We start from the raw sequence: 7,658 nt of genomic DNA, 5'->3' as shown, positions 1-7,658 counted from the left end.
CCGCAACGCTGGAATAAAGCTCGCGCGCCACAGCGCGAACGCCGGGATCGGCAGGAAACAAACGGTCGGGGTGCAAGTCCAAAGGACGGGGCATGGTTGGAAAATCAATCCTTTAATGCAGTGAAACGGAAATTGCGGAAACGCGCCTCGCCCTTGCCCGCCGCATAAAGGCCGGGTTTGAGCGCCAGAAAGCCGCCGCGCACATTGTGGTGATAGCCCGACACTTCCATACCGCGATCAAAGCGGTGCCAGGTCTGGCCGCCGTCGCTGCTGGTATGGATGGCGATGATGTGGCGGCGGTTGGTGATGCGCATCCGCAGGCGCTGGCCATAGGTGTGTGCGGGACGGCCGCGCTCCATGCCATATTGGTGGGTGACGAAGCGGTCCTTGTCGAAACCGAGCCCGGCATAGAGCCGGTCGTCATAGAACAGCACGAGGCCAGCCGTAGTCCCGGGATCAATTTCGATATCGCATTCAAAGCGATAGGACGTGTCGCCCGCCGTCAGCAACAAAGGCGAACCATCGACCGGCGCATTGCCCTTGGCGGTCAGATGCAGCACGCCATCGGCCACACGCACTCGCGCCGCCTCATCACGAGCGGGACGGAAAAAGGTCCATTTGCTGCCCAAAGCCAACGGTGCGGAAAAATCGTCCGACAGCGCCATGCCATGGGGTAAAGCCTGCCCGCCGCGCGGTTTGGGCAAGGGGCGCGAGAGATCGCCGCCGGTCATGCGCGGCCAGCCATCACCGCCCCACACCACCGGATCGAGCAGGCATTGCCGCCCCAGCGTCCAGAAATCCGCGCGATAGCCATGATAGACCGCCCACCACGACCCATCCGGCGCATCGACCAGCGAGGCATGACCACGACACCACCACGCCTCTTTGTCCGAGACGGTGCGCACCAGCGGATTGCCCGGATGATGCTCCCACGGGCCATGGATCGAGCGCGAGCGCGCCGCGATCACCATATGGCCGGTCGGCGGGCCAGCCGTGCCGCCAACAGCGGTCAGCATGTGGAAATAATCGCCGTGACGCAGGATCTTGGGGCCTTCGGGGCTGAAGCCCTCGACGTCCCATGTGTCGGGATAGCGCCAAGGATCATAGACATGCTCAGGCACCCCGGCCAACGAGAGGCCATCATCGGACAGGCGCACCTTATCGCCGCCCGAGAGGAACAGCCAGCGCGAGCCATCCTCACCCACGGCATGGCACGGGTCGATATGTTTAGGCAGGCCGAGCGGAACCGGATCGCTCCACGGCCCGTCAATATGGTCGGCCCAGATGACGAAAGTGTCATTCTGCTCGGCCTTGACCGGGATGTAGAGGAAATAGCGGCCTTTATGCTTGACCAGACTGACCGCCCAGACCGCGCCGATATTGCGGAACAGCGCGGGCTTGCGCGGTTGCCAGTTCACCAGATCGCGCGAATGCCAGATCGTCAGGCCGGGATAGGCATCGAAGCTGGAAAAGGTCATGTAATAATCCGCACCATCGCGCAGGATCGCCGGATCGGCACGGTCGCCCGACAGGATCGGGTTCAGAAAAGTGCCATTGCCCAGATCAGGCGCGGCCTGATTGTCGAAGCCCGGCGCGGGGGCGGCCTTAACCTGCGCCGACAGCCCGCCCAGCGTCGTCAGGCCGCCCGCCAGCAAGGCCGCGCGGCGGTCGATTGTAAAACTCATGCCTGTTTCACCAATCCCGTTGTCTGCGCCCAATTCAGCCAGAGCTGGGGCCAGATCGCGACGGGCTTGCCCGCCGCATTGCGCAGGCCAAAACCATGGCCGCCCAGTTCGAAAAGATGGCATTCCACCCTTGCGCCCTTGGCCTTCAATGCATCGCGCAGCGCCAGCGTATTGCCCACCGGCACGGCAGGATCATCCTCGGCGTGGAGCAGGAAATGCGGGGGCGGGTTGGCCGGAATGTTGCGGTCGGGCGAATGGGCCGCCTCCTGCGCCGCGCTGGGATGATTGCCCAGCATTTCACGACGCGATCCGGCATGGGCCAGAGGGGGCGTCATGGAGATGACCGGATAGATGGGCGCGGAACAGAAAGGCCGCGCGGGCAAGGCGTCCGCGGTATCAATGGGTGCATAGACCGCCGCATCAAAACGCGAGGACAGGTCGGCGCACAAATGCCCTCCCGCCGAAAAGCCCATGGCCGCCACGCGCGCCGGATCAATGCCATATTGGCCCGCGCGGTGACGGATGACACGGATCGCGCGTTGGGCGTCAATCAGGGCCGTATCGGGGCCGCTCGCCCATCCCTCGCCCGGCAGGCGATAGAACAGGACGAAGCAGGTAAAGCCGCGCGTGGCAAGCAAGCGGGCCATTTCATAGCCCTCGCGGTCGATCACCACGCGGACATAGCCGCCGCCCGGCGTGATCAGCACCGCCGCGCCATTGGGCTGTTTCGGACGGAACACCACCATGCGCGGATGGGAAATGCCGTGGATCGCACGATCGGGCAAAGCGGGATCTTTCGACCGCTCCACGATTTCCTGGGCGATCGGGTGCAACTGCCCCGGACCCACCTTGTTCGGCCAAAGCGAGATCACCTCGGGCGCATCGGGCAGATCGTCAGACGGGGTGGCGGGCGGAGAGGCCATCATTCCCTCCGCCCGCCATGAGGCTGCCCCGGCGAGCAGGCCGGATGCCAGAAGCGTCCTGCGATCCATAATCATCGAACACATCCTTTATCCGGCCCATCGCCAAGGGCAGAAGTCTTAGTATTTCCAGCGCGCACCGAACTGGATCGTGCGGCCGAAGTGGTTGTTTTCATAGTTACGCGTCGCGCTCGCATCGGTGTAGCGATAGCGATAGGTGTCGAGCAGGTTGTTGCCGTCGAGCGAGAGTTCGACGCTGTCGGTCAGCTTGTAGCGCACCGCCGCGTCAAAGCTGGTATAGCTGCCGTAGCCTTCAAACACGTTGCCCGTGCCGCTGGTGCTGTCGTTGAACGGCCCGCGATAGCTGAGCATCCCGCGGATGCTGAACTTGCCGTCGTCATAATAGAGCGTGGCGTTCCACGCCGTCTTGGACACGTTGAGCAGCGTTGCCGGATAGACCGCATTCACACCCACCAGCGTACAGGCCGACGTGGCCGTGGCGCGGGTGCAGGCGCTGGTGGCCGGACCGGTGATCGTGTAATTGGCGTTCGACTTGATCAGCGTTACGTTGCCCTGAAAACCGATATTCTTCAGCTTGCCGGGCAGGAACTTGAACGGCATCTGCAATGCCAGCTCCATGCCCTGCAGACGGGCGCCGCTGCCGTTCACATTGGCCGTGATCTGATAGATCTGGTTCGGGTCAAAGTTGATATAGGCGGGCGAACTGGTCGGCAGCGCGCTTTGCGGCAGGCCCGTTGAGGCGAAGGTCGCCGCATAGCTGGACGAGATCGGGAAGCTGGCGATGTCTTTCTGGAACACGGCCAGCGAGATCACCGACTGGGGCGCGAAGTAATATTCAACCGCCAGATCGTAATTGGTGGCGCGATAGGGATCGAGCTGCGGGTTGCCATAGCTGATCTTGTAATTGAACCCGTCGATCGAGCCGCCCGGCGTCAGATTGCCCAGCGTCGGGCGTGTCAGCACCTTGGCATAGGCCGCGCGGATGATGACCTTGGGATGCGGATAAAAGGCAAGATTGGCCGAAGGCAGCCAGTCGCCATAGCCGCGCTGCACCGTCACACTGTTGCCCGAAAGGATGCCGGTCGATTTCTGGCTGGTATAGGCATAACGCGTGCCCATGTTGCCGCCAAATTCCAGACCGAGCAGACGGCCCTTGAAATTGGCCTCGAAATAGCCGCCCGAGGTGGTTTCCTGAACCGAACGCACGTTGCCGCTGTCAAGCGTCGGGGTGCGGCTGTAAAGCTTGGTAAAGGCCGTGGTGGCGGGCAGGTTGGCCACGATCCAGCTGCTGGTCGTGCCCGCGGGCTGGCCCGCATTGCCCAGGTTGACCGTGTCGACCATGCTGCTGGTCAGCGGGAAGCCATAGGTGGTGGACGAACAGGTCAGCGTGCCCAACACGAGGTCGGAACCGCTGTTGCCGCAAACCGCGCTGTCGCGCAGATAGGCCACCGAGTCAAAGTTGAACCGGCGCCAGACGCCGCCCGCCTTGATCGTGAAGCCTTCGGCCACTTCCCAGTTCACATTGCCCTGCACCGTCTTGAAGCGGTTGGTGACATTGGAAGGACGGTCGCGGATTTCGGCCAACTGGAACTTGGACGGATCAGTCACGCTGTCGCCATAGGAAATGACAGGCGAGGCCATGTTGCGGTAATCATAGGTGAAACCATTGGCGCTACGGTTGTCGAGCAGCATGGTGGTTTCCAGCGGAATATCCGCATCCGACTTCGAAATACCGCCCAGGATCTTCACCTTAAGCTTGTCGGTGATGTCCTGATCCAGCGTCGCGCCGACCTGATAGAAGGTGGTGTTCGACTGGCGCAGGTAATGTTCGGTGCGGACATAGGCGTGGTTGAACGTGGCCGCGACCATATTGTTGTTCGCGTCATAGACCGGGTTGACCACGTCGATCGACTTTTCATTCGAACGGGCCAGCACTTCGAGCCACTTTTCCTCGCGGTTTTCCTTGAAGCGCGAAAAGAGCACGTCAACAGAGAGCTTGGTGTGGTCGCTGGGCTTGAACTGGATCGAGCCGGTCAGGCCCAAACGCTCGCGTTCATGGCTGATTACGCCATAGCGCGGAATGCGCGGGTGAAACGACAGGCTGGCCTGATCGCAGGTGCTGCTGGGGCGATAGCTGCCGGTGTAATTGGTGGGAACGCCGCCCGTGGCGCCGGGCACCGAGTAGAAGCAGTTCGTGCCGTTGACGGAGTTGAAATAGGCCTGAGCCCAGCGCACCGAATTATTGCCCAGCTCCAGCGTGCTGGTCTTGGAATAGGCGGCCGAGATATTGGCGCCGAAGGTGCCTTCATCATTGCGCCAGCTCAGCAGGCCCGCCAGACGGGGGCCGAGGTTCTTCGAGAGGTCGTTATAGCTGCCCTGAACATTGGCCACGGCGGTCAGCCCGGCCTTGCCGCCCAGCGGGTTGCCGGTGTTGAGATCCACCACCGCGCCCAGCGAGCCTTCATCGAGCGAAGGCTCGGCGGTTTTGTGGACGACCAGATTGGTGAAGAGTTCCGAGGCGAAAACGTTGAAATCGAACGAACGGTCGCGGTTGGCGCTGGCGCCGTCGGACGAGGTGGCCACGGTTTCAAGACCGTTCACGCGAACGCGGGTGAATTGCGCGCCAAGACCGCGCACGGTGATTGCACGGCCTTCGCCGCCGTCGCGCTGGATCGAGATGCCGGGAATACGCTGAAGCGATTCGGCAAGGTTCTGATCGGGGAACTTGGCAATGTCTTCGGCCACGATGGCGTCAACGGCGGCCACCGAGTTCTTTTTCAGATTGAGCGCGGCCTCCAGCGAGCGGCGGAAGCCGGTGACGACAATGGCCTCGGGCGCGGGCGCATCGGCGCCGGGCGCTGCAGGCGCGGTCTGCGCATAGGCGGGCGCGGCCAGCGCGGTGCTGGCGGCCAGAGCCAGACGCAAAGCTGTAAAACGTGTGACGGTATGAGGCATTATAACTCCCCCTTAAACTCCCTGTGGGCGGCGATGCGCCCCACTCCTCAATCCATGCCCCAAGGGATTGCTACCGGTGTCATAAGAGGGAAGCGCGAATCGCGTTTGCGCCACCTTTTGCATCCAGATCCCTGCCCATTGGGGCCAATTTATTCTCACAAGATGTTGCTGATCAACGTTTTTAATTTCCGTCGAAGGGAAACCCTTGTCCGATTTGGTAACCGGTGTCATAAGTCTTGGCATGAGGCCCCGGCCTCTGTCAAGAACCACCAACAATGAAGCCCCACAGGAGAGGCCCCGGTGACATTTTTGCCCACCCCCGCTATTCGTCATGCCCGCTTTCTGTTGGCCGCCGCGCTTTTGCCGCTGGCCGCGCCCATCTGGGCCGAAACGCCCAATGCCCCCGCCCAGGCCAGCTTTGCCCATCCCGCCGATCCCACCAAGGGCGGCGCCGGCGGCCGCATCATCCGCGTGACGACCCTGGCCAAGGACGGGCCGGGATCGTTCAAGGAGGCCATCGAGGCCAAGGGCCCGCGGATCGTCGTGTTCGAGGTGGGCGGCGTGATCGACATGGGCGGCACCGAACTGGTCATCAAGGAACCCTTCCTCACCATCGCCGGGCAGACCGCGCCCTCGCCCGTCACGCTGATTCGCACCGGCATCGACCTGCACGGCCATGACGTCATCATCAGCCACCTGCGCATCATGACCGGCGCGATGGATAAGCCCCATTTCTCGGGCTGGGAACCGGACGCGTTTTCCACCGTGGCCGCGCATAATGTGGTGATCGAACATTGCAGCTTCATGTGGGCCATCGATGAAAACATGTCGGCCAGCGGCCCGCGCTTCACCGGCAAAACGGTGCAGGACTGGCGCGCAGGCACCAGCCATGACGTTGTTTTCCGCGAAAACCTGGCCGCCGAAGGTCTGGCCTTTGCCAGCCATTCCAAGGGCGAACATTCCAAGGGTTCGCTGATCCATGACAACACCACCAACATCAGCTTCTACCGCAATGTCTGGGCGCATAATGTCGAACGCAGCCCGCTGGTGAAGGGCGGCGCGCAGGTCGCTATGGTCAACAACATCATCTATAACCCCGGCCACCGCGCGGTGCATTACAACCTGATGGCGCTGGAATGGGCGGGCCATGACTATGTCACCGGCGAAATCACCGCAGTGGGCAATGTCATGCGCGGCGGCAACCAGACCGATCCGGGCCTGCCCTTTTTGATGCTGGGCGGCGATGGCGATCTGGCCTTTTACGGCAAGGACAATCGCGCGGTGGACCGTCATGGCAACGCCCTGCCGATGTTCGGTCGCTATGGCGAAACAAAGGCCAAGCTGATTACATCCGACAAGCCGCTGGCCAAGCTCGATGGCTATACGATCCTGCCCTCCGGCGAGGTGGAGACCAGCGTTCTCAACTCGGTGGGCGCGCGGCCTTGGGATCGCGATCCTCAGGACATTCGCGTGCTGTTCTTTGTGGCCGAAGGGCGGGGCGACATTATCGACGATGAAAAGCAGGTCGGAGGCTATCCCCACGCCGCCGAAAAGCGCGCACCTTTCGTTGATGCGGCCTGGGATCTGACCACGATGACGCCCAAGAACGGCGCCTATCCGGGCCAGAAAGTCGGTCCGCAGGAAAAGCTGAGCGATCGCGACAAGGCGATGCGGCAGGGCGGCGTCTGATGCTGGCGGCGCTCTTGCTGGCCGCCGCGCCCCCGATGGCAATCATCGACGAGCGCGACGTGATGCGACGCGAAGCCGTGCCGCATGGCGCCATCGGCATGTCCACCGCATGGCGGATCAGCGATGCCGCGCCGCAACCTCGCCGGATGGAATTCCGGCGGCGCACGCTGGATGTGGGGGCCGCCATCGGCCTCCACATCATCGCTCATGACGAGGTGTATTATGTCCTGTCGGGCGAGGGAGCTGTGGAAAGCGACGGCCAGAAAGCCGCGCTGAAACCGGGCATGACCGCCTATCTCTATGACGGAGCGAATGTCGGCATCCGCCAGACCGGCAAGGAGCCGCTGGCGCTGATTATCACCTATCCGGTAAAGCCTTAACTGCCCGG

General features: G+C 62.5%; 5 protein-coding genes. 2 read left to right on the top strand and 3 right to left on the bottom strand.

What is annotated here, in order from left to right:
• Nucleotides 1–104: 104 nt before the first annotated feature.
• Genes FHW92_RS21335 through FHW92_RS21325 form a run of 3 tightly spaced genes read right to left on the bottom strand, consistent with a single transcriptional unit; the run spans nt 105 to nt 5,581 of the window.
• Entirely contained in the window at nt 105–1,685 is a 1,581-nt protein-coding gene (locus FHW92_RS21335) for a family 43 glycosylhydrolase (RefSeq protein WP_168605293.1), read from the bottom strand.
• Entirely contained in the window at nt 1,682–2,683 is a 1,002-nt protein-coding gene (locus FHW92_RS21330; protein WP_168605292.1) for an alpha/beta hydrolase, read from the bottom strand. The genes FHW92_RS21335 and FHW92_RS21330 overlap by 4 nt, the downstream gene beginning before the upstream one ends.
• Nucleotides 2,684–2,725: 42 nt before the next feature.
• Nucleotides 2,726–5,581, bottom strand: coding sequence for a TonB-dependent receptor (locus tag FHW92_RS21325; protein ID WP_168605291.1), 2,856 nt, complete (start codon nt 5,579–5,581; stop codon nt 2,726–2,728).
• A gap of 378 nt (nt 5,582–5,959) precedes the next feature.
• On the opposite strand from FHW92_RS21325, the gene FHW92_RS21320 reads away from it, so the two are divergent.
• Both FHW92_RS21320 and FHW92_RS21315 read left to right on the top strand, forming a co-directional pair.
• Complete coding sequence (locus tag FHW92_RS21320) at nt 5,960–7,270, top strand: pectate lyase (RefSeq protein ID WP_349237730.1); 1,311 nt, start codon at nt 5,960–5,962, stop codon at nt 7,268–7,270.
• Complete coding sequence (locus FHW92_RS21315) at nt 7,270–7,650, top strand: cupin domain-containing protein (RefSeq protein WP_168605290.1); 381 nt, start codon at nt 7,270–7,272, stop codon at nt 7,648–7,650. The genes FHW92_RS21320 and FHW92_RS21315 overlap by 1 nt, the downstream gene beginning before the upstream one ends.
• Nucleotides 7,651–7,658: the final 8 nt, after the last annotated feature.

This window comes from Novosphingobium sp. SG707 (genome assembly GCF_012275515.1).
In the GTDB taxonomy this organism is placed as follows: Bacteria; Pseudomonadota; Alphaproteobacteria; order Sphingomonadales; family Sphingomonadaceae; genus Novosphingobium.
This window is presented reverse-complemented; position numbering and strand designations above follow the sequence as displayed.

Coding starts and splice junctions, on each gene's coding strand:
- FHW92_RS21335 (WP_168605293.1), bottom strand. CDS start 1,685: ATGAGTTTTACAATCGACCGCCGCGCGGCCTTGCTGGCGGGCGGCCTG.
- FHW92_RS21330 (WP_168605292.1), bottom strand. CDS start 2,683: ATGATTATGGATCGCAGGACGCTTCTGGCATCCGGCCTGCTCGCCGGG.
- FHW92_RS21325 (WP_168605291.1), bottom strand. CDS start 5,581: ATGCCTCATACCGTCACACGTTTTACAGCTTTGCGTCTGGCTCTGGCC.
- FHW92_RS21315 (WP_168605290.1), top strand. CDS start 7,270: ATGCTGGCGGCGCTCTTGCTGGCCGCCGCGCCCCCGATGGCAATCATC.